Source organism: Bacillus cereus group sp. N6 (assembly GCF_016483705.1).
Taxonomy (GTDB): domain Bacteria; phylum Bacillota; class Bacilli; order Bacillales; family Bacillaceae_G; genus Bacillus_A; species Bacillus_A wiedmannii.
The window spans coordinates 54,493-80,464 of sequence record NZ_JAEHBI010000009.1; the positions used below are offsets into that span (position 1 = coordinate 54,493).

The following is a 25,972-nucleotide window of genomic DNA, read 5'->3' on the forward strand; positions in this document are numbered from 1 at the left end:
AGCCGAATGAATCAATTGTTACATTTTTTAAAGAAGAAGGGTATGTTTTTTCTTTTTAAAACGGATCAACTTCAGCTAAATTTGGAGTAGTACTAGGCTGTAGCAAAAGATTTTTTAACGTTCCTACTTCAGAAAGAGCTACTAATATGTAGCCACTAATCAGTACAATAAGCCCAATGACGCGTAACGTTTGTAAGCTTACTTCATTATTATTCGTTTCCGTTGGATTTGGGGGCGTTGAAGGTGGATTATTGTTCATAGCTAGGCTCCCATCTTTTTTTATTTATATATGTGTAAAATTATTATTTAACTTATGGATAGGAATCGTATAGTCATTTTCACTATATGAGAAATGCCTATGAAAAGTGATTAGAAATTTGGGGACGAAGAAGGGAGGAATCCACAGGTCATTAAAAATGATATTCCTTTTTAATTTTCATACAAATAAAAAGGTTAACCAAAGTAGCTAAACAGCTATTTTGGTTAACCTCTAATAACTATCCTAATATACGCAATGATTCTTCAATAAACGCTGGGATATCCTCCGGTTGTCTACTTGTTACTAGCTGATTTTGGCATACGACAACCTCTTTGTCATGAAAATTTCCGCCGGCATTTTTCAAATCGACCGAAATGGATTTATATCCAGTCACATCACGTCCTTCAAGCGTTTGGGCAGTGATGAGTAATTGGGGGCCGTGACAAATAGCAAAAACAGGTTTTTTCGCATCCATAAATGCTTTGCTAAAGCGAACGAAACGTTCATCTGCACGAAGTATATCTGGGGAAAATCCGCCTGGTATGAAGAGGGCATCAAAGTTCTCTGGAGAAACATCATCGATACCTTTATCAATTACAACTTCACTTTTTCCTTGTTTACCGTGTACCGTTTTACCTTTTTCTGCTTCAATAGTTGTTAATTCATATCCCTTTTGTTTAAAAGCTTCTGCTGGCTCTGTGTATTCTGTGTCCTCGAAATAATCTGTTATTAAAGTAGCAATTTTTTTACTCATTCTAATCCGCTCCTTACATTATATTATCGGTTCCAGAATCGTCCTTGGGCAATGCCTTCTATAAATGATTCAATTGAAGTATCTGTTAAGTTGTAAACTCCTCCTCCATCCAGTTTAACCTTACTATGGTCTAAAGCATGAGGGTCGCTAAGGACATAGGCTATCGGTTTAAAGTGTTTAAAAGTAGTTTCTGCAAATTCTAAAACAGGGGGTTTAATGACAGATTCACTACTAAACACTAAGACTGCATCAAAAAGTGAGGAGTCTGCTGTTGTATAAGTATCCGTTACTTTAATAGAATCATTGAAATGATGAATTTTATTATCTATGATGCCATAGTTAATTCGGTGCTGTGCAAAAGCTTGAATCCATTCGAACAGAAGGGAAATGCTTGGATCGCCATTTAATAGAATTGCCACATTTTTGGAATCAGCTTTAAAAATAGTATTGGACATGCTGAGTGCAGGTGATTTTGCATCCGAATTTATTTCTTGATTTTCCTTAGGCAAGGGAGCTCCAATCATGTTAGCGACTTCCTTTGCTAATTGACGATCGACGTGGTTTAAAAGAGCAATTACATTTGCCTTCACCATGTCTGATTTGCACTTCCCAACTTCAAAGCAAAATGCGTCTTTTATGTGCTGCTTTTCAATAGCATTCATACTATTGTAGAAAAGTTTAGCCTGAGAATAAAAGTTAAGGAAGCTTTTACTGCGCCCCCTAATTTTATGTCCATCAACCTTTTCTTGATAATGTTCATATCCGCCCTGTTCGGCTTGGACGGTTGCTGGTTGATTGTTATTTAAGCCATTAGGATGATAGCTTGTTTGACCGCGATGAATCTGCATTTGATGCATACCATCACGTTGATTATTATGAAAAGGACATACAGGCTGGTTAATAGGAATTTGGTGGAAATTAGGACCTCCTAAACGAGATAATTGTGTATCTGTATAGGAGAACAATCTTCCTTGCAGAAGAGGATCATTTGAAAAATCAATACCTGGTACGACATGGCCAGGGTGAAAAGCTACCTGTTCCGTTTCGGCAAAGAAGTTATCAACATTTTTGTTCAGTGTCATTTTACCAACTAGTTTTACAGGAACTTCTTCTTCAGGCCATAGTTTCGTTGGATCTAAAATATCAAAATCAAATGCATGCTCATCTTCTTCCGGAATTAACTGTAATCCAAGCTCCCATTCCGGATAATCGCCTTTTTCAATTGCTTCGTATAAATCTTGACGATGGAAATCAGGATTTTTCCCAGCAATCCTTTGAGCCTCATCCCATACTAATGAATGAACCCCTAGGGTAGGTTTCCAGTGAAACTTTACGAAGTGGGCTTTTCCTTCTTTATTAATAAGTCGAAATGTATGAACTCCAAAACCTTCCATCATTCGTAAACTACGCGGAATTGCGCGATCACTCATCTGCCACATAACCATATGAGTAGACTCGGGATTATGCGCAACAAAATCCCAAAATGTATCATGAGCACTAGCTCCCTGAGGAATATCATTATGTGGCTCTGGTTTAACTGCATGTACAAAATCAGGAAATTTAATAGCATCTTGGATAAAGAATACTGGCATATTATTACCTACTAAATCATAGTTACCTTCATCTGTATAAAATTTTGTGGCAAATCCGCGCACATCTCTTACTGTGTCATTGGATCCTTTAGAGCCTTGAACGGTCGAGAACCGTACAAATACAGGTGTTTTTTTTGAAGGGTTAGTAAGAAAATGTGCTTTTGTATATGCCTCTAAAGATTCATAAAGCTGAAAATAACCATGTGCGCCAACTCCGCGCGCATGAACAATCCTTTCAGGAATTCGTTCATGATCAAAGTGGGTCATTTTCTCGCGAAAGTGGAAATCCTCCATTAAGGTTGGGCCTCTTAAGCCCATCTTTAAAGAAAATTCATCCTCGGCTATTTTTACTCCTTGGTTTGTTGTTAAAGCGTGTTTGCATTGATTATCTGTAATGTGATGTTCCAATTGCTCCATTTTCTTATTCACAATATAGGCACCTCCTTTGCCCTGTTAATTTAATACATACCCTTTTTGTTAGGGCGTAAACATGTATTATCGTTTTTGTATGTAAAAATCATAAAATATCGGTTGTTTCAGTAATTCTTGTTTGGGGAAGAAAAATAAAAAAGCCAAGGAGATAATTTATTTTCTCCTTGGCTTTTAAGATAATTCCTTTCGTTAAAACGCAGAAATTCGTTGCTTCGTTTTTGGTACAATAATACATTTGATCCAGAGTAACCCGACAATCATAATGATAAGGCTATGTAAAAATTGACTTGTAGCAATGAGTATAACAATTGAAAATACAATGAGTTGAATGCTTAGCAATATAAAGATTAAGTGAAGAAATTGATTCATTCGTTTTTCAGTATCAATTGGATATAATGCTACGATAATATTTCCCGAAAAATATTTCCACAGGGAACGGAGCTGCATAGAAATCATATATAGGACGATGTAAGCAATAGCGCCTTTTACGTATATGTTTGGTATAAAATATAAGGCGAAGGCACCGATCAACCCTAAGCGAATATATATACCGAAATAATCATTCCCACGTAAAAATGCCAGTGTATGTAAATAGAAGAAAGTTGCTTGTTTTTTATGTAATAAAGGTTCAATCCAATTTGTAAGCCATTTCCTTTTATTTACTTGCTTATTTAGTTGTGGAACATCGGTGAAAATGCTAGCAAATTGATAAAAACGAACGTTCATTTTTTCTTCTTGCTCGATTATGTAATCCCACGGTATTCGTTTTGTAGGCTGTTTTTTCGTGTATAGAAGTAGGAAAGCAAGTAGTAAGAGCAATCCGCCTAATATGAGAACATGTGCCGAGTAAAATAGCATGTAAATGATTAGGGCGTTACAAGCAATACGAATAATGAACCATATGTTTTTTTCATGGCTATCACGCCACATCCAATGTATGTACATGTTCCAAGCTTTCGTAATCATTAAAACGATAAAGATTGTACATAAGAAAGGTACAGTTAATTGTAATGATTGCAGGGCAAGTGGAACGAGAATAAGGAACGTAAATAATAATGGGAAAAGCTGAATGATGTAATTATATAGAAGAGATTTTTTAAAATAAGACGTTAGTTTCTCTTCTAATGCAAGCAAATAGACAGCATCAGGTTTTTGAATAAATGTACGGATCGGGCATCTCGTTATAATGAATGTAAGTACAATCGTGATAAGTAGTAAAGATATTCCTTTAGAAGGAGATGCTTTTAGAAACTGAGCATAGTAATATGCGCCAACGCATGAAATAAAGATAAAGCTATATAGTAAACCGTTAATCATACGTGCAAAGTATGTAATGATATTTTGAATATGTTGTTGGAAGCGGCTGCTCCATAGTGATTCGATTGACATGTTTTTCACCTCTTTGTTCTATTATATATGTTTTACAAAAGAAAAAACGAGCAAATTGCGTTATGCAACTTGCCCGTTTTTCTTTTCGTTATTTTTTTTCTCATCACGATTCATTAATGGATAGAAAGCAAATCCGATTACGAATAAACCAATTCCGAGAAGGAACGTTTTTATATCGGATGCGCCGGTTTTAATAACCCATAGTGCGTAGCAAAGTGCGATTACTGCTACTATGCCATCTGTAATTCTTGCCCGCATTTCATTTTTATATGTTTCACCAGTTGCGACTAGTTTTAACTGGAAGATTGGTGAAACGAGATATGGAATGAGGTAGGCCAGTGTTGATACGGTAATAACGAATGTATAAGCTTCCGCAATTGTTCCGGATAGTGTTGAGAATAAGAACACTTGCGACATAATGTTTGTTAATCGTAATGAGTAAATTGGACTTCCTTTTTTATTTGTTTTCGTAAAGAAGGAAGGGAAGAAACCTTCTTTTGCAGCTTGATAGGGTACTTCTGAGCTTAATAAAATCCAGCCCAAGATAGAACCGAATAGGGAAGTAAGAGCAAGTAATGCCATCAGTTTCCCGCCGCCATGCCCCATTGCAGCGTTTAATGCGTCTGCTAATGGACGTTCAGAAGCTTGTAATTTATCAACGTGAAGGACACCCATTGTTAAAATTGTAATTCCTAAGTAAATCGCAACTGTAATAAGTAATCCCGCAACCGTTGCGCGTTTTACTGTTTTAGGAGAGGTAGCACGGTTTGATAAAAGTACTGCTGATTCAATTCCGATAAATGCCCAAAGCGTTGTAAGAGCGGCTAAATTTACTTGTGAAAGAAGGCCGTGTGATACACCTGATTTATCGATCATCGGTGTGTACCATTGTCCAAACTTAGAAGCCTCGAATGCAAATAAAGTAACGACGATGAATAAAAGGAATCCAGTTACTTTCGTTGTTGTTGCTAAGAAGTTTAGCTTTCCAGCTCCGCTTACACCGTTTGTTAATATAATATGAGTTCCCCAAAGTAAGATGGAACAAATCGTAAATGTAATTAGTTTTCCGACTTCTATGTTAAAAGAACCGATTGAAAATAGTAGCCGTGTATCTTTCATAATTGGGAAGAAGAGTGATAAATATCCCGCAAATGATGTAATGATGGCAACGTTACTTGCCCAGTTTGCTACCCAATATCCCCATACCATACTGAAACCAGCCATTTTTTTCTTTTTTGGTGTTGAGAATAAAGCATATGCATGACTTTGTGGTCCTGTCGTTAAATCAGGACGACGAATTGCTAAATTACCGAAAACAAGAGCTAGCATTAAAACACCAAACCCTGTTGTTAACCAAGCTAAAGTGACACCGAGAGGGCTTGCTGTTTGTGCCAACGTACTTGGCACCATGAAAATACCAGCGCCAACCATGTTACCGACAACGAAAGCTGTTAATACCCAAAAGCCCCATTTTTTTTGTTGCATAGAAAATACCTCCAAAGTTAGTATAACCAAGTCAAGCGAGGAGATATGTATGTCTTCTTAGTAGAGAAGAGAAGTCCCAAACAAAACAAAAAAAGCACGTAATTTGCCGCTACATGCTTTCTATCTTATAAGAAACCCACGACATACCTCTCGATAGCTCTCCACAAACGAAACGTTTCGTTTGTGACAGTTCTGCACTTATTAAATGCAGACCCAGCAAGCGTGCATGGTGGACACGGGCTTACTTCGGCAATCATTCCTTTCTCATTCCTTCATCAATGCCACTACATCTCCTGAAATGATACTCTTAATGACTGCAACCTCTACCTCACCGAGATACGAATGAGGATTTAAATATTAAATTAACGTCTTTAAGAGTAACAAATGAATTTTTATACGTCAATGGATATAGTAATAATCAGATTATAGAGAAGAGTTTGTTATTAGGAATGAATAATTATTTGATATAAAAAGAAGCTGATCTAAAACTAGATCAGCTTCTACATATAGGATTAAACTAAGTTTAATACAGTTACTTTTTCACGTGTCATAGACTCAAGGCTCTTACGAATACCTTGTGCGCCCATACCTGAACCTTTTACACCGATGAATGGGAAGTGGTCAGGGCCGCGCTCTGTGCGTCCGTTAATTTGAACAGAACCAGTTTCGATTTTGTTAGCAATTGCAAATGCTTTGTTAATGTCTTTTGTGAAGACACTTGCTTGTAAGCCGAACTCTGATTTGTTAGCAATTTCAATTGCTTGCTCATCTGAAGAAACACGGATGATTGGAAGGATTGGGCCGAATGGCTCTTCCCAAGCAACTTTCATTTCTTCTGTTACGTGGTCGATTAATGTTGGGTAAATTAAGTTACGCTCACGTTTGTTACCGATAACAATTGTTGCACCTTTTTCTACAGCGTCGTCAACTAAACCTTGAACGAAGTCAGCAGACTTGTCGTCGATTAATGGAACGATTGTGCTATCTTGTTCTGGAGATCCAACTGATAGTTCAGCTACTTGCGCTTTTAATAAGCTAACAAGCTCATCTGCTACGTTTTCGTGTACAAGTACACGTTTAATAGCTGTACAACGTTGACCAGAGTAAGAGAATGCACCGCTTACGATATGGTTTGCAGCATCTTGTAAGTCAGCATCTTCACGAACGATACCAGGGTCTTTACCACCAAGTTCTAATACAAGTGGAATCATTGCAGCTTTTTTCGCTAAATGTTTACCTGTGTTTGTACCACCTGTGAACGATACCATATTGATGCCTTCGTGTTCTACTAAGTAGTCACCAATTACAGAACCGCGTCCTGTAGCTACGTTTACAAGACCTTTTGGAAGGCCAGCTTTATGAAGTGCTTCAACCATTTTAATACCACTAATTGCACCTTGGGTTGCTGGTTTGAAAATAACAGCGTTACCCATAATTAATGCTGGTGCAAGTTTTGCAGCAGATAAGTTTACTGGGTAGTTAAATGGTGCGATTGCTAATACAACACCAAGTGGTGCGCGTTGGATGATCGCAAGTTTAGATTTCGTTCCGCCAGGGAAGCTATCGCCCATCATGCTTTCTCCGTGCATATGAAGAGCTTCTTCGATTGTGTAACGAATGAAATCAGCTGTACGAACAACTTCTTTCTTCGCATCTTTATAACCTTTACCGACTTCTTTCATAATGATATCGGCAATTTCATCTTGCATATTTACGAGCTCATCAGCCCATTTATATAAATATTTTGCGCGATCTTGTAGAGAAGCTTCCGCCCATGATTTTTGAGCTTCTTTTGCAGATGCAATTGCTTCATCTACTTCTCCGCGAGTAATTGCTTGTACTTGTCCAATTACTTCGTGTAAGTATGGAGATGGAATTTCGATTGTTTCTCCTGAAGAGCTTTCTCTCCATTCTCCGTCTAAATAAAATTTGTACGTATTGCTAGTTGTCATGATTAGTCCTCCTAAAATAGCAACTTGTAAGAGTGAGTATAAGGTGATTGTAGGGTGTTTGATAACATTTTTCAAATGAAATGTTTGTGAAAACGATTTCTTATTCTTTTTTTATTTTGTATGCCCTTTCTTACAGAAGATTCCCTTATTTCAAAATGATGTAGCGTATATTTTTATTCGGTTTGTAAAAAAAACAATTGACAGAATACTCAATAAAGTTGTAAGATTATAAATGGAAAATAAATGAAGGGGGTGTGCGTAATGATTGTAATCGTAAATGTAATGGGCTTAGCTCTGTTAAATGGCAGAAAACATTCATATCATTACGCAACCCGTGCGGATATATAAGGCATCTTTGTCTTATAAAAAGCGTACGTTGCGTATATCGTAACGTACGCTTTTATGCATTTTTGTGCATATCGTCAAGCGGCGGTATGCTTTTTTTTGTTTTCCACGTTACTATATAAAACTTTGGAAGGTGGAAAAGTGTGATGAGATTGTATGGATTACGAAATGTAAATGTGATGGATCTGGATAGTGGGTAAAGAAATGGGAGTGAAACGAGAACGAGAAGGGAGAGGTTACATTGTTATCAGTATTACTAAAGTTAAAATGGTTTTTTAAAGAGCATTGGAAGAGATATAGTATCGCCATTGGAGCTCTTTTAATTGTAAATATAGTTGAAGTCATTCCCCCGAAAGTGTTAGGGGTTACGATTGATAATATAAAAACAGGAACGTTAACGAATGCAGCAATTATGCAATTTATTCTTATTTTAATAGGGGTTACGGTAATTGGATATGGTCTTACTTTCGTTTGGCAACATCAATTGTTTGGGGGAGCATTCGTACTGGAGAAGACGATGCGCTCTAAATTTATGGGTCATTTACTTAAGATGACACCGACGTTTTATCATAAAAATCGTACTGGTGATTTAATGGCGAGAGCGACAAATGATTTAAAAGCAATTGCTATGACAGCTGGTTTCGGTATATTAACGCTCGTGGATTCGAGTTTATATATGCTTACGATTGTCTTTATGATGGGATTTACAATTAGTTGGGAGCTTACATTTGCGGCACTTATACCGCTTCCGATTATGGCGTATGCGATGAACATATATGGAAAGAAATTGCATGAGAGATTTACAGTTGCGCAAGATGCGTTCGGAGATATGAATGATAAAGTACTTGAATCGATCGCTGGTGTGCGCGTTATTCGTGCATACGTACAAGAGAACGCGGATCAGGAAAGATTTCATCATTTAGGAAATGACGTATACGAAAAAAATATGAAAGTAGCTAGAATCGATGCATTATTCCAGCCAACTGTGAAAATGCTTGTTGGTCTTAGTTATTTAATTGGTTTAGTGTATGGTGCGTATCTTGTATTTCAATCAAAGGTAACACTTGGTGAACTTGTTTCATTTAACGTGTATTTAGGGATGATGATTTGGCCGATGTTTGCAATTGGCGAATTAATTAATGTTATGCAAAGAGGAAATGCTTCATTAGACCGTGTGAATGAAACGTTAGCGTATGAACCGGATGTCAAGGATCCGAAAAATCCAAAGCTTGTACAAGAGCCGGATTATATTCAGTTCGATGACGTTACCTTTTCATATCCTTCATCAACTGAAACAAATTTAAAAAAGGTTTCATTTACATTAAAACAAGGGGAAACGCTTGGGGTTGTTGGAAAAACAGGAAGCGGAAAAACGACGCTCGTACGCCAGCTTCTTCGTCAATACCCACTTGGAGATGGGGATATTGCAGTCTCTGATGTGACGTTAGATAACATAACGAATGAAAATGTACTCGGATGGATTGGGTATGTACCTCAGGAACATATTTTGTTCTCAAAAACAGCGAGGGAAAATATTTTATTCGGAAACCGAGAAGCGACTGAAGAAGAACTCGAGAAAGCGATTGAAATTGCGGCGTTTACAAAGGATTTAGAGTTTTTACCAGAAGGGTTAGAAACGCTCGTTGGAGAGAAGGGTGTTTCTTTATCAGGAGGGCAAAAACAAAGGATTTCAATTGCGCGAGCTGTCATTCAAAATCCAGAAATTTTAATTTTGGACGATTCTTTATCAGCTGTTGATGCTCGTACGGAAGCAGCGATCATTGAAAATATAAGAACAGAAAGAAGCGGAAAAACGACGATTATTACGACGCACCGTTTATCTGCCGTACAACATGCGGATTGGATTCTCGTTATGGATGAAGGAGAAGTAATGGAAGAGGGTACGCATGAACAGCTTATTCAAAGCGGAGGCTGGTATGCTGAGCAGTTTGAAAGACAACAAGGGGAAAATGAAAGTGCGGATAGTGGGGTGAAAATATGAGCGTTTCAAAACGATTGTTTCAATATGCGATGAAAGTAAAAGGGACAATTTTTGCAGCGATGCTAATGTTATTTATTTTCGTTATCGCAGAGCTTGCTGGTCCTTTCGTCGCGAAAACGATGATTGACGATCATATCGTCGGGATAGAGAAACCTTGGTATGAAACAGAAAAGAGTGAAGAGGCTGTTTCGTATAATGGCGCCTTTTATAAGCGAAGTGATCGCTTCCAGGAAGGTGAGAAAAAAGGAAAAGAAGTACGCGTGATGCAAGTCGGTTTTCAATATTACTTTGTACCGAATAAAGTGAATGCTGAAGGGTCACGTACTGTAAAAAATGATATGATTACCGTCCAAAATGGTAAGGCAGTGCAAGTGTATAAAGCGAAAGCATTAACGAAAGAAGAAGTGTTTGCGTTTTATAAACCAGAAATAAACCCCCTATTATTACTTGGTGGTGGTTATTTCGCTTTATTAGTAGTTGTCTCATTATTTGCATACGGAAAGCAATTTTTCCTACAGAAGGCAGCGAACAAAATTATTCAAATTATGAGGGAAGATGTCTTTTCTCATATTCAAACGTTGCCGATTCGTTATTTCGATCATTTACCAGCAGGGAAAATTGTATCGCGTGTAACGAATGATACGGAAGCCATTCGTGATTTATACGTAACGGTACTGGCGACATTCGTTTCTAGTATCATTTATATTATTGGGATATTCGCTGCGCTATTTTTACTCGATGTAAAATTGGCGACGTTATGTTTACTTATCATCCCGATTTTAATTGTTTGGGCAATTCTTTATAGAAAGTATGCGTCTGTATACAATCATAAAATGCGCTCACGTTTATCTGATATTAACGGAACAGTGAATGAATCTATTCAAGGGATGCCGATTATTCAAGCGTTTCGTCAAGAGCGTGAAACGAAGAAAGAGTTTGAAGAATTAAATGGCGATTATTTTAAATATCAAAATAAAATTTTGAATTTAAATGCAGCAACTTCTCATAATTTAGTGTCTGTATTAAGAAATATCGCTTTCACAGGTGTGATTTGGTATTTCGGTGGTGCTTCATTAAGTGCTTCAGGCGTCATTTCTCTAGGGATACTGTATGCGTTCGTTGATTATTTAACACGATTGTTCTCGCCAATTACAAATATGGTAAATCAGCTTGCTAACTTAGAACAATCGCGTGTTGCATCAGAACGTGTTTTTGAATTGTTAGAGGAAAAAGGGGAAGCAGTAGAAGAGGAACGTATGCCTCGCTTACAAGGAAATGTAAAGTTTGATAATGTGTCGTTTTCTTATAATGGAAAAGATGAAGTGTTAAAAAATATTTCTTTTGAAGCGAAACAAGGAGAGACAGTGGCACTTGTCGGTCATACTGGATCAGGAAAAAGTTCCATTATGAATGTACTCTTCCAGTTTTATGAGTTTGAAAAAGGGAAGCTTACGATTGATGGTCACGATGTAAAAGAGATGCCGAAACAAGCAACGCGTGAACATATGGGAATCGTACTGCAAGATCCGTTTTTATTTAGCGGGACGGTCGCTTCTAATGTAAGCTTAGAGAATGAAAAAATTTCAGAAGATCGCATCGTAAAAGCATTGCGTGATGTTGGTGCTGAACGGTTTGCGAACAATATAGATGAAGAAATTACGGAGAAAGGAAGCGCACTTTCAACCGGAGAACGTCAGCTTATTTCGTTTGCTAGAGCACTCGCTTTTGATCCAGCCATTTTAATTTTAGATGAAGCGACGTCTAGTATTGATACAGAAACAGAGGCGATGATCCAACAAGCGTTAGAAGTTGTGAAAAAAGGAAGAACGACATTTATTATCGCTCACCGTCTTTCAACAATTAAAAGCGCAGATCAAATTATTGTGCTTGATAGAGGAACGATTTTAGAAAAAGGCTCTCATGATGAACTAATGAAAAAGCGCGGGCGTTATTACGATATGTATAAAACGCAAATGGAAGGAAACCAGAGCGCTTAATATGTATGGAGGAGAACTTGTGATTTTCACAAGTTCTTTTTTAGTGAATCAGGGCTGTTAAATAAGAAGTATTGTTTTACCTTTTTCTTTATAAATGCTATATTAAAAAATGTTACTTATTTTTTGTATGTAGCGTTATTTTCCCCTTTTGTTTGATTATGAAGAAAAAGGATAAACTAAATAAGAACATTTTCATTGAAAAATTGTTCAAGATTGCATACAATCAATATAGTTTTTAAATTCCTATCAGAATACTTGGAGGATTACCATCATGAAAAAATTATTTTCAGTACTTGCAGTAACTACATTAGCAATCGGGATTGTAGCGGGCTGCGGTAAAGAAGAGAAAAAAGATACAGCTAATCAAGATGCGTTACAAAAGATAAAACAAAGTGGTGAACTTGTAATTGGAACAGAAGGTACATATCCACCGTTCACATTCCACGATTCAAGTAATAAATTAACTGGATTTGACGTTGAATTAGCAGAGGAAGTTGCAAAACGTTTAGGAGTAAAGCCTGTATTTAAAGAAACACAATGGGATAGCTTACTTGCTGGTTTAGATGCAAAACGTTTCGACATGGTTGCGAATGAAGTTGGTATTCGTGAAGATCGTCAAAAGAAATATGACTTCTCTAGCCCATATGTTTCATCTTCAGCGGTATTAGTTATTGCGAAGGATAAAGATAAACCTGCTACATTTGCTGATGTAAAAGGATTAAAAGCAGCACAATCTTTAACAAGTAACTATGCAGATATTGCTAAGAAAAATGGTGCGGAAATCACGAATGTAGAAGGCTTTAGCCAAGCTGCAGAATTATTAAACACTGGCCGTGTTGATTTCACAATTAATGATAAATTATCAGTGTTAAATTATTTAGAAACGAAAAAAGATGCAAAAATTAAAATTGTAGATACAGAAAAAGAAGCGTCACAGAGTGGATTCTTATTCCGTAAAGGTAGCGACAAGCTAGTACAAGAAGTAAATAAAGCGTTAGAAGATATGAAAAAAGATGGTACGTACGATAAAATAGCGAAAAAATGGTTCGGTGAAAATGTATCTAAGTAGTGCGTTGGTTTCAGATCGATTGTCTACTTGGATAGATATTATGCAGTCTTCCTTCATGCCTATGCTGAAGGAAGCTGTATTTACGACAATTCCATTAACGCTTATTACATTTATTATCGGGATTATACTTGCGACGTTAACAGCGCTTGCACGTATTTCAGGTAGTCGTATTTTACAATGGATTGCTCGTATCTATGTATCTATCATTCGCGGAACGCCACTTCTTGTACAGTTATTTATTATTTTCTATGGTCTTCCAACTCTTAATATTGAAGTTGAGCCATATACAGCAGCAGTTATTGGATTTTCGTTAAATGTTGGTGCGTATGCATCTGAAATTATTCGTGCTTCTATCCTTTCAATCCCGAAAGGACAGTGGGAAGCAGCTTACACAATTGGGATGACATACCCGCAAGCATTAAAACGTGTTATTTTACCGCAGGCAACGCGAGTATCTATTCCGCCGCTCTCGAATACATTTATTAGTTTAGTGAAGGATACTTCATTAGCATCATTAATTTTAGTAACAGAAATGTTCCGAAAAGCGCAGGAAATTGCGGCAATGAACTATGAGTTTTTAATTGTTTATTTCGAAGCAGGTCTAATTTATTGGGCAATTTGCTTCTTATTATCTATTGTGCAACAAATATTAGAAAAACGTTCAGAACGTTACACTCTAAAATAACCCTTTCATAAAAGGAGTTTTTGTTTTTATGATTTCAATTCAACATTTACAAAAAAGTTTCGGAGATAATACCGTACTAAAGCATATAGATTTATCAGTTGAGAAGGGGGAAGTTGTTGTTATTATCGGCCCATCTGGATCTGGTAAAACGACATTCCTGCGTTGTCTCAACGTGTTAGAAACGCCGAACGCTGGTAATATTCGCATCGGTAATAAAGAGCTCGACTTCTCTCAAAAAGTATCGAAGAAAGATATTGTCAATCTTCGTACGCAAACAGGTATGGTATTCCAGCACCATAATCTATTTCCGCATTTAACAGCACTTCAAAATGTAATGGAAGGGCTCGTTACAGTGAAAAAGATGGGGAAAGAAGAAGCGAAGAAAAAAGCAAACTATTTCCTTGAAAAAGTTGGTCTTGCGGATAAAGTAGACTTATATCCGTTCCAATTATCAGGCGGACAACAACAGCGCGTTGGAATTGCTCGCGCGCTTGCGATGGAGCCGGAAGTGTTACTATTTGATGAGCCGACGTCAGCACTTGATCCTGAACTCGTTCAAGAAGTTCTGAAAGTAATGAAAGAACTTGCTAAAGAAGGCATGACGATGGTCATTGTAACGCACGAAATGCGTTTTGCGCATCAAATTGCGAACCGCGTTATTTTCATGGATGGCGGTGTCGTTGTCGAACAAGGTACACCAGAAGATGTATTTACAAATCCAAAAGAAGAACGCACGAAGAAGTTTTTACAAATGTTGCAGTAAATGAAGGAAGGTCTCAAGGCATATGCCTTGAGACCTTTTTGCCATATATATTTATTTTTGGAATCCGCCAAGGCTTTGCTCAGCCATTGCAACTAGACGTTTTGTAATTTCTCCACCAACAGAACCGTTAGCACGAGCCGTAGAATCTGCTCCTAATTGTACACCAAATTCTTGAGCGATTTCGTACTTCATTTGGTCGATTGCAGCTGTTGCTCCTGGTACTACTAATTGATTTGAAGAATTTTGGTTTGCCATAGGAATATATCCTCCTTAGAGTTATAAAAATTTTTTTTGGTTGGACTAGCTGGATTTGAACCAGATTATCGCCCCGTTTGGCGCTAATCCATCGGTAATTAAGTTTGTACTCATAGTATGGATGTTACCTAGAAAGATATACGAAATAATAATTTGTAAATTTTGTAAAAAAATCTTAGTGATTTCGTAAATTATGAAATAAGAGTAATCGTTGTATTTTTTAGAAAGAAGGCTAAACTAAGAGCGATATGAAATATGTTTTTCTTTTTGTATCCCGCTATTGTGGGGCAAATCATTAACTTCTTATTTATGACTTACTAAAATTAAATCGGTAGCAACTTTATAGTTCTATTTTAAGTAGGGGGGACAGGACGCTCCTATGCACGGCTAGATGCTCTCTTCAATCTGCTTGTAAATGATAACGTATGGAGGAATCGTGATGGGAATTTGCCCGCTTTGCAACGCATTAGAATCACAAACATATTCTTGTCAAAATTGCCAAGGTATACTCCAAGATTATGGAAAAACTGTAGATTACATAGACGATTATAGTGCGTATATGGACCAAGAATTATTGAGTGCAGTAGATGGATTAACACATAATAATTCAAATGAATACTGCAATCATATTTTTTATTGCGGAGTATGTAACGTGGAAACAGAGGTTGTAGTGAAACTTGTGTAAATAGAAAACTTCCACCTTATGAATGAGGTGGAAGTTTTTGTTTTTGTATTTGTGAGTGAATCATAGGGGATGGGATATGTTCGGTGTTTGTTGGAGTTCCGGATTTTATTTGAGACATTTTTTCTTTTGCATCGCGCAAAGAATGTTCAGTTAAGTAGATGGCATATTCGTAAAATAATTGGCGCGTCAGTTCACTTTGTTCTTTTAACTTTTCATCTTGGAATACAGTTCGCCCAGGTTTAGAGTTTGCTTCAAAGAGCCACGGGTTTTCCCCTGTGTCTAAACCGATATCAAAACCAATTTCTCCAATATTTCCGGTTACTTGTTCATCGAGCGCGTAACTGAGTTGTAAGGCTGTATGTTTTAATTTATTTTCAATTTGAACTTGTTTCGTTGAATCTGGAAAAAGTTCTTGCAGTAATTTTGTATCGCCACCGCTATTTACATGCGTTGTTAAGCTACCTTTGCCAGCAATTTTTGCAACGATTGCACTGACCATCCATTGGCCGAAATGATTTTTATTTGTATGAATGCGAAAATCAACAGGTTGCCCATCGAAGCGAAGTAAGGAAATACCTTGTTGTACGATAAATTTTTTTAAATCATGTCCTTTTAACACATGGTTTAGAAGCGTTTCTAATGATTGGTACTTTCTTAGTTTATTTTCTTCATTTTCGCGATAACGACAGTAGTAGCAATTCTCTGTTTGAGAGTAAAATATTTGATGAATGTTTCTCCCGAAGCTACCGTGTATCGGTTTCATGTAAACAGATTTATACGTCCCAAGAAAGCGTTCTACTTGTTCGAAATGTTGAAAAGCTTCCGTGTTTGGTAATAAGGGAGTAATGGATTCATCTTTCATAAGAAGTTGATGCACTTCCCATTTATTGAAAAAACCTGGGTTAAACCACGGAATGGAATAGTCATGCTCTAATTTTCTTTTTGCTCTTACGATCGGTTTATAATTTTCGGCTTTCCGATTTGGTAATCGATCATAAATGACATTCGGTAAAGGGACTTTTTTCTTAATCCACTGTTCCTCTTGAAAGAAATACCCTTCAATTGTTTCGTCTGCCCAGTTTATATGTTGCACACCAAAAACAAATACAAATGGTCGCAAGGTGAATGGCGGCGTTAGTAACTCGCTGAGAGAAGTTGAACGGTTTCCTAAAGGATTAGAAGAGTCATCGTTAAAACCGGTTGTGAAAATCCCGATTAATGGTCCGAAAATAATGGTTTCATTTTGCGTGAATGCATGGATAGTAGTGGAATGAGGAAGTAAAAGTTTCTCTGCAATTTGTTTTCCGATAATGATTTCGCGAGTAAAGGAATAATGAATTTTCACCTCTTCACTTGCAACATGGCGTACGCCGAAGGAAAGAGATGCAATTGGTGGTGTAATGGAAAAAATGTAAGGTAAAGTAATACTATTTGGATGCTCATCTGAAATGTTTAATGTATATATGTGCTCTTTCAAAATGGTGTTACCTCCTTTCATTATGGTGTGAAGCGACTAAACTTTAGTGGTCCGTGATATATTTTTTCGGCTAGTGCATCACTATGACGAATGTAATGTTCGTACGGGGGAATCGTGTTGACATACATAAGCCAAATTGCCCCTTTTTGATCCATAATGGTGGAAAGCTCTAGCTCGAATAACGAAGAATAAGATTCATCTAATGTTTGAAACACTTCATTGATAATGTCATGTAAAGCGTCTTGTAATAATTGTACACCGGTACTAGATAGTACGTATTTAATTTTTGAAAATGAATGCAGCGAGGAATCATCCGTTGCCGAAAGTAAAAGTTGATTCGGAAATGAGCTTTTTTGTATAAATTGGCCGATAGCAGTCCACTTCTGTTCTTTATTTTTTTGCAAAATGGTTCGAATATGGAGCGGGTATGTTAATTGATTTGGTGGTTGCAGCATTGTATGAATGATGTAACGTGCTGATCGTATGTTAGATTTGTACCAAGATATAAATTCATCTGTCCGTTTGATTGGAGTAGAAGTATGATAGTCATCATTTATCGTATCGATATGAAACGTTTTGTTTTTATAAGTGATCCGGTACAGACTTTCATTGGAATGTGTGTTAGTAGGCCGTATAATAATATCTTTTGTTTTTAATAACAGTTTGAAAATGTTTTGTATCGTTGCTATTTCAAATTTTGGTATATAAGGAGATAATTTTTTATTCGTGAGAAATAAATCATGAAGTTCGCTTAAGTCAATGAGTGTGTTATTTAAAAAGGTAGTGGTAGGACGGTTGTGTAATGAGTGAATAATTGATTTTGCTTTGTTGAAGTCTGTTTCCTCGTTAAAAGAAGAACGATCGTAAATATAAGAAGGAATAGGGAATATTTGCTCTTTCCATTTTCCTGTATCTGTATCATAAATAAGACCAGAGACAAGGTCTGTTTTAGGATCAATACCAAATGGCGTAAACTGGGCAACGACATTATGATAAAGCCGAGCGCGTTTAGCGATTTCGGTGTAATACATTTGCTCATAATGAGGGTGAGAAGTTAAAATACCGAGAACCAACGAAATCACTCCTTTACTAACAAAATGTTGGCATAATAGGCATAGCTATATATTGCAAATACGTTTTTATACCATTATACTTTTGTCCGTATGATGATATGCTATAGTTTTGGAGAAGCGAAAGGTTGATTGTAATGAATATATGGTTAAGTATGTTAACGACGACAGGGCTCGGAGCGATTATTGGAGGATTTACAAATCATTTAGCGATAAAAATGTTATTTCGTCCTCATCGCCCTATTTATATTGGAAAATTTCAAGTTCCATTTACACCAGGGTTAATTCCGAAGCGCCGCGATGAACTTGCTGTTCAATTAGGGAAAATGGTTGTCGAACATTTGTTAACGCCAGAAGGAATCGGAAAGAAATTAACAAATGAAGAGTTTCAAAAAGGTTTAATTCAATGGACACAAGTAGAAGTGGATAAAGTAATTACGAATGAACAGTCGTTACGACAAATGTTAGAAAAATGGAATTTAGTACATGTAGAAAAAGAGGCGACCGGGAAAATCGAACATGTGATTACAGAAAAAATAGAGGCATTTTTAGCAGAGTATTATACATATACATGGGAACAGGTTTTACCTCATTCTGTTCATGAAAAAATAGAGAATACAATCCCAAATGTCTCGGCATTTATTTTAGAGCGAGGAATTAGTTTCTTTGAGAGTGAAGAAGGGAAAGCACGTCTTTCAAAAATGATTGATGATTTCTTTGCTTCTAGGGGAACGCTACTTAACTTAGTCGGAATGTTTTTAGGGAATGTAAGTGTAGTGGATCGTGTGCAGCCAGAAGTCATTAAGTTTTTAGGGCAAGATGGAACAAAGCAGCTTTTAACTGACGTACTGCAAAAAGAGTGGGAAAAGTTAAAAGGAAGAGATGTAAAAGAATTAGAAACGTTTGTAGAAAAAGAAATGATTGTAAGCTCCATATTGTCAGCGGTTAAAGTTGAAGAAACAGTGAGTAAATTTTTAAATCAATCTGTGCAGCAAGTATGTGAGCCAGTTCGAGAAACAATCAAGGAAAAGCTAGTCCCAAGTGCTGTAACGAAAGGCTTAAAGTGGGGGACAGAAAACGTAGAAAGTATATTAAACAATCTCCACCTTGCGGAAATTGTCCAGCAAGAAGTGTCTACATTTTCAACAGAGAGACTAGAAGATTTAGTGCTGTCCATTACAAAAAATGAGCTGAAAATGATTACGTATTTAGGTGCCTTATTAGGCGGAATGATTGGACTCGTGCAAGGGCTATTCCTGTTGTTCCTTATGTAGTAAAGATAAGTACATAGAAATAAAAGTGAAATTTCTTCACATCTCTTGCATAGTTTGATATGGTAAGAAGAGGTGCGTATGTAAATGCACTTAAAAGGCGGTGCGCATGATAAGCGCTAGCCTTCTAAAGGAGGAAAAATAAAATGACAAAAAACATTCATGATGTTGCATATGAATTACAAAAAGCAATCGCTGAAAACGAAGATTTCCAAACATTAAAAGCAAGCTACGCAGCAGTACAAGGTGATGCAAATTCAAAGAACTTATTCGATGAGTTCCGCGCAATGCAACTTGGCCTACAACAAAAAATGATGCAAGGTCAAGAAATCAGTGAAGAAGATAACCAAAAAGCACAAGAAGTTGTAGCTCGCATTCAACAAGATGCTAAAATCACAAAGTTAATGGAAACTGAACAACGTTTAAACATCGTTATCACTGACGTTAACAAAATTATCATGCAGCCACTTGAAGAATTATATAACGCGCAACAACAAGCGTAATAGTGGAAGACGCCCCTGTATAGGGGCGTCTTTTTTGTTTGTTATTTGTGGAAATACTCCGTTTCAATATTCTTCGCCTTCAAAAATGTTTCAATTTCTTTTTGCTTCCTACCATTAACCTTCTCAAAGCGTTTTGTAAAAGAAAAATCAGTTTTGAATAAGTTACCATCTTGCGCGAGTTTATCTAATTCTTGCTCTAGTTCCACTGAAAGTGCCGTAGACGCTGAAATGTAATCATGAATTTCCTTCGAAGGCTGTTTGTAATCATCAGGAATCGTATTGTTACTAATAAAATTAAGGAAATTCGCATCGTTTTGTTGCGCTAAATCTACTAGTTGTTTTAATTTCTTCCGATCGGATTCCGTGACTTCCTCGTCAGACATGGCTGACGAAAGTGGAACGATGTTTTCGTCTAACTCTCCGCTATAATTTAAATACGTTTTTATATTTTGTTTCATTTCGTCTTCGTTAATCGTTTCATTCTTTTTTGAGGAAGTGAATATAGTTTCTGGAATTTTTATCGTTACATCTTTAATAGATTGCACATCGTTTTCTTCCTTATGTTGTGCACTGTTTGAACAAGCTGATAGAAATAAAATTGTAAGTAACATGAGTAGATATAAAGTATACTTCTTCATTTTAATCTCCTTTTATATTCATTATTATCTTTGTAAAATAGCTATATTCCATTTCAAATACTTTACTAAAGTTGCGTATAGATGTTTCACCATTTGGTAACATATGACGGATATGAGTAAACCGCTGCAAAAAGCGATGAACACATTGTAAACATCGGAATAACTGATTTGATGAAACCCTTTAAAAAATCCTAAACCTATTAATAAAATAGGTGAAATGATTAATAGTGGAGTAGCAATGATAAGTGCTAGAAGAATCGGTAATAAAAAGAGTAGTACGAAAAAGGCGATAATGATAAAGGTAAAGTTTAAAACACTTAAGCTCATAACAGAAAATAGTGCGGTTATCATATTTTTGAAGCTTCGTTTCTTGTCAGCATTGCTTATTGCATAGGAAACATTAAGTTCTTTCGCGATCGTTTTGGGGTTTCCTAGTTTTCTAGCAATTTCTTCTTCACATTTCCCATCCTGTTTACCACTGATAAAATGAGTTTCATACTCTGAAATAATATCTTTCTTTTCTGCATTAGGCATATTCCGCAGGGAAGAATTAAGTTGTTCCAAAAATTCATTTTTGTTCATAACAATCACTTTCCTTTATAGAATGATGGATTAAAGTTGAGAATGCTATATTTTGAAAGGGGGATACGAATTACAAAGTGCGTTCCAATTAATGGGTATTCCAATATTTACAAATATATCATTTACTAGTGTTCTTTGCAAGGTACTGTTATGTTTTTAATACTGTGACAAGATGGAAGTTTTTTGTACATTTTTAGAGAAGTTTTAAAAATATTATTTTAGGATAAATAAAGGGTTGTAAGCGCATTCCTTACTGGTTGTCAAAATAATGTTAAATTCATACTGTTGGAAAAATAATGCATTTGTAATATAATGATAAATAATACTTCACCACATTAATTAACTAGGTGAAATTAAAAATCTTTATTACACACATTATGAAATAAAGGGATGATTAGTTTGAGTACAGGTGTAAAAGCAAACGACGTGAAGACAAAAACAAAAGGAGCAGATCTTGTTGTTGATTGTTTAATTAAACAAGGTGTTACACATGTTTTTGGTATTCCAGGAGCGAAGATTGACTCTGTATTTGATGTACTGCAAGAAAGAGGACCAGAGTTAATTGTTTGTCGTCATGAACAAAACGCAGCATTTATGGCAGCTGCTATTGGTAGATTAACAGGGAAACCGGGCGTATGTCTTGTAACTTCAGGACCAGGGACATCGAATTTAGCGACAGGTCTTGTTACTGCGAATGCGGAGAGTGATCCCGTTGTTGCTTTAGCTGGTGCAGTTCCACGTACGGATCGATTAAAACGTACGCATCAATCTATGGATAATGCTGCACTATTCGAACCAATCACAAAATATAGCGTAGAAGTAGAGCATCCTGATAATGTGCCAGAAGCACTATCAAATGCATTCCGAAGTGCGACTTCCACTAATCCAGGAGCTACTTTAGTAAGTCTGCCGCAAGACGTTATGACAGCGGAAACGACTGTAGAGTCTATCGGTGCGCTTTCTAAGCCACAGCTTGGAATCGCTCCCACACATGAAATTACATATGTAGTAGAAAAAATAAAATCAGCGAAATTACCAGTTATTTTACTCGGTATGAGAGCGAGCACAAATGAAGTGACGAAAGCCGTTCGTGAATTAATTGCGGATACAGAACTTCCTGTCGTTGAAACGTATCAAGCAGCTGGTGCAATTTCGCGTGAGTTAGAAGATCATTTCTTCGGCCGTGTTGGATTATTCCGTAACCAACCAGGTGATATTTTACTAGAAGAAGCAGACCTTGTTATTTCGATCGGTTATGACCCAATTGAGTATGATCCGAAATTCTGGAATAAACTTGGAGACAGAACGATTATCCATCTTGATGACCATCAAGCAGATATCGACCATGATTACCAACCAGAGCGCGAATTAATTGGTGATATTGCTTTAACTGTAAATAGCATTGCAGAAAAATTACCGAAACTTGTATTAAGTTCGAAATCAGAAGCAGTGTTAGAACGATTACGTGCGAAATTATCAGAACAAGCAGAAGTTCCAAACCGTGCTTCAGAAGGTGTTACGCATCCGCTTCAAGTGATTCGTACACTTCGTTCTTTAATTAGTGATGATACAACCGTTACATGTGACATCGGTTCACATTCTATTTGGATGGCAAGATGTTTCCGTTCTTATGAACCACGTAGATTATTATTTAGTAACGGTATGCAAACGTTAGGTGTTGCACTTCCTTGGGCAATTGCTGCTACTTTAGTTGAACCGGGCAAGAAAGTTGTTTCCGTGTCAGGTGATGGTGGTTTCTTATTCTCTTCGATGGAATTAGAAACAGCGGTACGTTTAAACGCACCGATCGTACATCTTGTATGGAGAGATGGTACATATGATATGGTTGCATTCCAACAAATGATGAAATACGGTAGAACATCAGCTACAGAGTTTGGCGATATCGATCTTGTGAAATATGCAGAAAGTTTCGGTGCAAAGGGTCTTCGTGTAAACACGCCTGATGAATTAGAAGGTGTATTAAAAGAAGCACTAGCAGCAGACGGCCCTGTCATTATTGATGTTCCAATTGACTACCGTGACAACATTAAATTAAGCGAAAAATTATTACCAAACCAATTAAACTAATGGAGGCATGATTGAGATGACTGTTGCACAATTCATTGATATTGATGCAAAAAGAACGAAAACGAGTAATGAAGTATATCAAACATCTACAATGCTTGCGCTATTAGATGGTATATATGATGGTGTAATTAGCTTTGAGGAATTGAGAGAACGTGGTGATTTCGGCATCGGCACATTTGATCAATTAGATGGTGAAATGATTGCATTCGATAACGAATTTTATCATTTACGTTCAGACGGTTCAGCAGAAAAAGTAGAACCGGAAGAAACAACACCGTTTGCGACTGTAACGTTTTTTGAAAAAGAAATGAGTTATACAGTAGAGCGTCCGATGAATCGTGAAGAAGTTGAGGCATTATTACATGAATTAATGCCAAGTAAAAACTTATTTTACGGTATTCGAATGGACGGTACGTTCCGTGAAGTAAGAACGAGAACTGTTCCAAGACAAGAAAAACCGTATACACCGCTCGTTGAAGTGACGAAATCACAACCAATCTTTTCATTTAAACATACAGAAGGTACGCTTGCTGGATTTTGGACACCAGATTACGCGCAAGGTATTGGTGTAGCGGGTTTCCACTTACATTATATTGATGATGAAAGAAGCGGGGGAGGACATGTTTTCGATTATATTGTTGAAAACTGTACGATCCAAATTTGTCAAAAAGCTCATATGCATTTAGCACTTCCAGAAACAGCTGATTTTATGGCGGCTGAATTATCTAGAGAAAACTTAGAGGATAATATTGCGACTGCGGAAGGTGCAGAGTAAAAGGGAGAGACTGTTCCATTGTGGAACAGTCTTCTTTTATTAATATTTCTTGTTGATATCGTTTATTTCTTTGAAACGAACGGATTCCCCTCGTAATAAAAACGCCACGGATATTGTACAGCTTCTTCTGCATAGTCGATGTTAATACGAGGTCCTGCTGTTATTTTATATTGTGATGATATGTGTTCTTCTTCTGGGACGAGTTCAATATGTAATGTGTCGCTTTGTAAGGATACGCCTCGTTCTTCTAAAGTAATTCCGAGGGCACGGCATAGTTTGCCAGGGCCGTTCGTTAAATTTTTATACTGCGCTTTTGTAATGTCGGTTTTATTGTATCGTGCAAGTTTTATTTCTTCAATCCCGTCTACTGGCTCAAGGGCTCGAATGAGAACACCTTGTGGGGTGCCAACTGGCGCTGTAATGACGTTAAAACAATGATACATACCATAAATTAAATATACGTAAGCATGCCCCGGTGCGCCAAACATGACTTCTGTGCGATCTGTTCGTCTGCCGCCGTAACTATGTGCGGCTTTATCATCGGGACCCTTATATGCTTCTACTTCTACAATGATTCCGCTTCGTTTTATTCCATCTACAGTATGTACAAGTTTTTGTCCGAGTAATTTCTTTGCGACTTCTAACGTATCGCCTTCATAAAAGGAAGGTGGTGCTTGCATTGTACTATCTCCTTTACTGAGTGTATATGTATATAGTAAACCAAATTTTCAGTAGTAATTCTAACTCGTTCTATTTGCTACATTTATTTCATAAATTATGGATAGAGTACAACAGCGAAGAGGGGGAGTGCGACATGATTTATCGCTTACTAGCTCTTAATATAGATGGGACACTACTATACAACAACGGAAAAATTGCAAAAGGATTACGAGAAACAATTGAATTTGTGAAAAGAAAAGATGTATACGTTACATTATTTACGAGCCGTAATTTTCAGTCTGCTCATAAAGTTGCAAAGGCGTTAAAATTAGATTCTATCCTAGTGACACACGGTGGTGCTTTCGTTTCAGCAACGTTAGATAAGCCGTACGTTCAAAGAAGATTATCGGAAGAGAAGACGTTTAATATTGTGCAAGTATTAGAGCACTTTGATTGTAACATCCGCATTTCTCATGAACGGTTTTCAATCGGAAATCGGGAGAGGAATACACCAAACTTAATTGCGCGTACTGTATTATCAAGTGCAGATCCGTTATTTTATCCAGTTCAATTTGTAGACTCATTAGGTGATGCGCTTCGTGATCATCCAGTAGCGGCTCCGAAAATTGATGTAATTTTCCAAACGAAAGGTGAAAAAGAACGAGGGTTAAATACATTACGAAAAGCATTCCAAGATATAGAGTATATTGAGTGTGATTCAAAACGAATAGAAATTTTGCCGCAAAATGTATCAAAATTACGCGGATTACAATTGCTTGGAGAGCATTTAAATATTTCGCTAAACGAAATGGTTGCGATTGGAGATAGCTTAGAAGATCTAGAAGTAATTGAAAATGTAGGGCTCGGGGTAGCGATGGGGAACTCGCCTGTAGAATTAAAGCAAGCAGCCGATTGGATTACACGTTCAAATAGTGAGAACGGTGTAGAGTATATGATTAAAGAACATTTCCGTAAGCAATTCCCGCTTCCATTTTTGAAAAATCATAAAAATACACCGAAACGATGAAAGAAAAACGTAGCTTTTAGGCTACGTTTTTTTTGTTGAACTTATTAAAATGAATGAAAACGTTTTAGATTATGAATTGTGTATGAAATCTATACAATTCACTTGAATACTCTGGGAAACTATTGTAGAGTGAATGATGTTGCCAAAATAGTTACACCACATGAAATATCCTTCAGGTTAATTTTGTTGAGCTCCATATGTAAAAAATACTTCCGCA

General features: G+C 36.8%; 23 protein-coding genes and 1 riboswitch. Of the genes, 11 read left to right on the forward strand and 12 right to left on the reverse strand.

What is annotated here, in order from left to right; all coding sequences use genetic code 11:
- Positions 1-55: 55 nt before the first annotated feature.
- The 6 genes from JDS99_RS09770 to gapN form a co-directional block, all read right to left on the reverse strand.
- Complete coding sequence (locus tag JDS99_RS09770) at positions 56-259, reverse strand: hypothetical protein (protein WP_001063864.1); 204 nt, start codon at positions 257-259, stop codon at positions 56-58.
- Between the two features lie 238 nt (positions 260-497).
- Positions 498-1,013, reverse strand: a complete 516-nt coding sequence (locus tag JDS99_RS09775; RefSeq protein WP_088062087.1) for a type 1 glutamine amidotransferase domain-containing protein — start codon at positions 1,011-1,013, stop codon at positions 498-500.
- A 23-nt stretch (positions 1,014-1,036) separates the two neighbouring features.
- Positions 1,037-3,034: a catalase gene (locus tag JDS99_RS09780; protein WP_199694988.1), complete on the reverse strand. Its 1,998-nt coding sequence runs from the start codon at positions 3,032-3,034 to the stop codon at positions 1,037-1,039.
- A gap of 192 nt (positions 3,035-3,226) precedes the next feature.
- Positions 3,227-4,426 (reverse strand): ABC transporter permease, encoded by a 1,200-nt coding sequence (locus tag JDS99_RS09785; protein ID WP_199694989.1) that lies wholly within the window; start codon positions 4,424-4,426, stop codon positions 3,227-3,229.
- A gap of 60 nt (positions 4,427-4,486) precedes the next feature.
- A complete protein-coding gene (locus tag JDS99_RS09790) occupies positions 4,487-5,911 on the reverse strand; it encodes an amino acid permease (protein WP_088062091.1) in 1,425 nt (474 codons plus the stop codon).
- Positions 5,912-6,057: 146 nt separating this feature from the next.
- Positions 6,058-6,245, reverse strand: a riboswitch (Lysine riboswitch).
- Positions 6,246-6,423: 178 nt separating this feature from the next.
- Positions 6,424-7,863, reverse strand: coding sequence for an NADP-dependent glyceraldehyde-3-phosphate dehydrogenase (gapN, locus tag JDS99_RS09795; RefSeq protein ID WP_087985762.1), 1,440 nt, complete (start codon positions 7,861-7,863; stop codon positions 6,424-6,426).
- Between the two features lie 586 nt (positions 7,864-8,449).
- On the opposite strand from gapN, the gene JDS99_RS09800 reads away from it, so the two are divergent.
- The 5 genes from JDS99_RS09800 (at position 8,450) to JDS99_RS09820 (ending at position 14,724) form a co-directional block, all read left to right on the forward strand.
- Entirely contained in the window at positions 8,450-10,210 is a 1,761-nt protein-coding gene (locus JDS99_RS09800; RefSeq protein ID WP_199694990.1) for an ABC transporter ATP-binding protein, read from the forward strand.
- Complete coding sequence (locus JDS99_RS09805; protein WP_199694991.1) at positions 10,207-12,207, forward strand: ABC transporter ATP-binding protein; 2,001 nt, start codon at positions 10,207-10,209, stop codon at positions 12,205-12,207. Before JDS99_RS09800 ends, JDS99_RS09805 begins: the two co-directional genes overlap by 4 nt.
- Positions 12,208-12,478: 271 nt before the next feature.
- Entirely contained in the window at positions 12,479-13,276 is a 798-nt protein-coding gene (locus JDS99_RS09810) for an amino acid ABC transporter substrate-binding protein (RefSeq protein ID WP_000732834.1), read from the forward strand.
- Positions 13,263-13,961: an amino acid ABC transporter permease gene (locus tag JDS99_RS09815; protein WP_033657688.1), complete on the forward strand. Its 699-nt coding sequence runs from the start codon at positions 13,263-13,265 to the stop codon at positions 13,959-13,961. The genes JDS99_RS09810 and JDS99_RS09815 overlap by 14 nt, the downstream gene beginning before the upstream one ends.
- A 28-nt stretch (positions 13,962-13,989) precedes the next feature.
- Positions 13,990-14,724 (forward strand): amino acid ABC transporter ATP-binding protein, encoded by a 735-nt coding sequence (locus tag JDS99_RS09820; RefSeq protein WP_000623593.1) that lies wholly within the window; start codon positions 13,990-13,992, stop codon positions 14,722-14,724.
- 51 nt (positions 14,725-14,775) lie between these two features.
- Here JDS99_RS09820 and sasP read toward each other — a convergent pair whose 3' ends face one another.
- Positions 14,776-14,979, reverse strand: a complete 204-nt coding sequence (gene sasP, locus JDS99_RS09825) for a small acid-soluble spore protein, SasP family (RefSeq protein WP_000013339.1) — start codon at positions 14,977-14,979, stop codon at positions 14,776-14,778.
- Between the two features lie 439 nt (positions 14,980-15,418).
- Here sasP and JDS99_RS09830 point away from each other — a divergent pair, with 439 nt between their 5' ends.
- Positions 15,419-15,664 (forward strand): hypothetical protein, encoded by a 246-nt coding sequence (locus JDS99_RS09830; RefSeq protein ID WP_046956678.1) that lies wholly within the window; start codon positions 15,419-15,421, stop codon positions 15,662-15,664.
- 16 nt (positions 15,665-15,680) lie between these two features.
- On the opposite strand, the gene JDS99_RS09835 is transcribed toward JDS99_RS09830, so the two are convergent.
- Both JDS99_RS09835 and JDS99_RS09840 read right to left on the reverse strand, forming a co-directional pair.
- Positions 15,681-17,141: a YheC/YheD family endospore coat-associated protein gene (locus JDS99_RS09835; protein ID WP_199694992.1), complete on the reverse strand. Its 1,461-nt coding sequence runs from the start codon at positions 17,139-17,141 to the stop codon at positions 15,681-15,683.
- Positions 17,142-17,161: 20 nt separating this feature from the next.
- A complete protein-coding gene (locus JDS99_RS09840) occupies positions 17,162-18,214 on the reverse strand; it encodes a YheC/YheD family endospore coat-associated protein (RefSeq protein WP_199694993.1) in 1,053 nt (350 codons plus the stop codon).
- A gap of 134 nt (positions 18,215-18,348) precedes the next feature.
- Between JDS99_RS09840 and JDS99_RS09845 the strand changes: the two genes are divergently transcribed.
- Together JDS99_RS09845 and JDS99_RS09850 are read left to right on the forward strand one after the other, a co-directional pair.
- Positions 18,349-19,485: a DUF445 domain-containing protein gene (locus tag JDS99_RS09845; RefSeq protein ID WP_142398699.1), complete on the forward strand. Its 1,137-nt coding sequence runs from the start codon at positions 18,349-18,351 to the stop codon at positions 19,483-19,485.
- Positions 19,486-19,628: 143 nt separating this feature from the next.
- Entirely contained in the window at positions 19,629-19,985 is a 357-nt protein-coding gene (locus JDS99_RS09850; protein ID WP_000164619.1) for a YlbF/YmcA family competence regulator, read from the forward strand.
- 41 nt (positions 19,986-20,026) lie between these two features.
- Here the strand turns inward: JDS99_RS09850 and JDS99_RS09855 are convergent, their stop codons facing one another.
- A complete protein-coding gene (locus tag JDS99_RS09855) occupies positions 20,027-20,623 on the reverse strand; it encodes an NDxxF motif lipoprotein (protein WP_060487637.1) in 597 nt (198 codons plus the stop codon).
- 24 nt (positions 20,624-20,647) lie between these two features.
- Positions 20,648-21,205 (reverse strand): HAAS signaling domain-containing protein, encoded by a 558-nt coding sequence (locus tag JDS99_RS09860; RefSeq protein ID WP_199694994.1) that lies wholly within the window; start codon positions 21,203-21,205, stop codon positions 20,648-20,650.
- A gap of 399 nt (positions 21,206-21,604) precedes the next feature.
- Here JDS99_RS09860 and alsS point away from each other — a divergent pair, with 399 nt between their 5' ends.
- Positions 21,605-23,293 (forward strand): acetolactate synthase AlsS, encoded by a 1,689-nt coding sequence (alsS, locus tag JDS99_RS09865; RefSeq protein WP_199694995.1) that lies wholly within the window; start codon positions 21,605-21,607, stop codon positions 23,291-23,293.
- A 16-nt stretch (positions 23,294-23,309) separates the two neighbouring features.
- Positions 23,310-24,068 (forward strand): alpha-acetolactate decarboxylase, encoded by a 759-nt coding sequence (gene alsD, locus JDS99_RS09870; protein WP_199694996.1) that lies wholly within the window; start codon positions 23,310-23,312, stop codon positions 24,066-24,068.
- Between the two features lie 62 nt (positions 24,069-24,130).
- Here alsD and JDS99_RS09875 read toward each other — a convergent pair whose 3' ends face one another.
- A complete protein-coding gene (locus JDS99_RS09875; RefSeq protein ID WP_088062116.1) occupies positions 24,131-24,748 on the reverse strand; it encodes a DNA-3-methyladenine glycosylase in 618 nt (205 codons plus the stop codon).
- A gap of 134 nt (positions 24,749-24,882) precedes the next feature.
- Here JDS99_RS09875 and JDS99_RS09880 point away from each other — a divergent pair, with 134 nt between their 5' ends.
- Positions 24,883-25,755, forward strand: coding sequence for a Cof-type HAD-IIB family hydrolase (locus tag JDS99_RS09880; RefSeq protein ID WP_199694997.1), 873 nt, complete (start codon positions 24,883-24,885; stop codon positions 25,753-25,755).
- Positions 25,756-25,972: the final 217 nt, after the last annotated feature.